This is a genomic window from Acidiplasma aeolicum, from assembly GCF_001402945.1.
GTDB classification, from domain to species: Archaea; Thermoplasmatota; Thermoplasmata; order Thermoplasmatales; family Thermoplasmataceae; genus Acidiplasma; species Acidiplasma aeolicum.
Map to the genome: position 1 here is coordinate 1 of NZ_LKBG01000127.1, position 1429 is coordinate 1429.

At 36.2% G+C, this 1429-nt stretch carries 2 protein-coding genes; both read right to left on the reverse strand.

Translation table 11 applies throughout. The features are described from left to right. The coding region (locus tag AOG54_RS10165; protein ID WP_162200854.1) for an AMP-binding protein at positions 1–673 on the reverse strand (673 nt) is incomplete at its 3' end. After that, positions 583–1429 (reverse strand): AMP-binding protein (locus AOG54_RS10170; protein ID WP_269082555.1); only part of this gene is annotated, 847 nt, incomplete at its 5' end. The genes AOG54_RS10170 and AOG54_RS10165, both read right to left, overlap by 91 nt.

A 1429-nucleotide genomic window follows, 5' to 3' on the forward strand; every position in this document is an offset into this window, starting at 1 on the left:
ACCTTTCATGGTTATTCCAGACATCACGTGCAAGAGATAGAAATGGCTGTTTTAAAACTAATGTACCCCTGGTCCCGGCCTTTACAGGATTTCCCCTGTTATCAAGAATTACATAAGAATGCCCCGGCAGCGGTAGCCCACAGGAACCTGGTCTGGCACCTGTTATTCCAACTATTGATGAGGTCCACGCACCACCAGTTTCGGTCTGACCATATGTATTATTAATTTCTATGTTTTCATTTCCAATATTTTTATACACCCAATGCCATGTTTTTACATCTAATGGCTCACCCACAAGTGAAATTAATTTTAATGATGATAGGTCATAATTTTTAATTTTTTCCCTGCCGTATCTTGCAAGCATTCTTAATAATGTGGGTGCTGTAAATAATTTTGTTACCTTATATTTCTCAATTATTCCATAAAAATGGTCTATTGACGGATAATCCAGCGCACCCTCATAGGCTATCACAGTGCCATTGTGTGCAAGTGCACCTACAAGTTCATATATGGGAAATGTTAACCATCCAACATCAGCTGTACACCAGTAAATATCATTTTCCTTTAAATTTACGGAGTATTTTACATAATGGTAGGAACAACCATAAAACCAATACCGGAATGGATTATACCCTTTGGTTTTGATGTTGTGCCTGAGGTGTATATAACAAATCCTGGCTCATTTGCCTCTATTGGCAGCGGTTCCGCAAGGCCACTTGCCTGCTTTAAAAAATCGTCAAAATAAATATCATTATCAAGCATTTTAATATCCGGCGTTCCGGTTCTTTTAACAACTATGACCCTATTTATGGATTTAACCTTAGATCTTACAGAATCCAGTGTATTTTTGAGATTTATGTATTTACCCCTGCGTACTGATTGATCTTCGGTTATAACAATTTTTGGTTTTGTGTCCTCCATTCTTTCAAGAAGTGCATTTGCAGAGAATCCAGAGAATATAATATTATATATTGCGCCTATCCTGTAACAGGCATATACCGCAATAAAAGCTTCCGGTATGTTTGACATATAAATTGCAACAACATCACCCTTTTTTACCCCATTTTCCCTTAAACCCATGGCAAATCTTGCCACCTCGTCTTTTAATTCTGCATATGTTATCTTCCTTTCCTTATTATCCTCACTTAACCATATGATGGCAGTTTTTTCAGGGTTTTTTTCAGCATTTCTATCAACACAATTATATGCAACATTGGAATACCCACCAGAGAAAAACTCAAACTCCGGGAAACTTCCCTTAATAATCCTATCATATTTTTTATACCAGTGAAATTTTGATGCTATGTAATTCCAGTATTTATCGGGATGGTCTATTGAATCAATATAAAATTTTTTATAATCCTCCTCAGAATTAAATTCAGGCATTCCCCCATTTTCCTTTATGGCTTTTATTAATGTACTTTTAGAA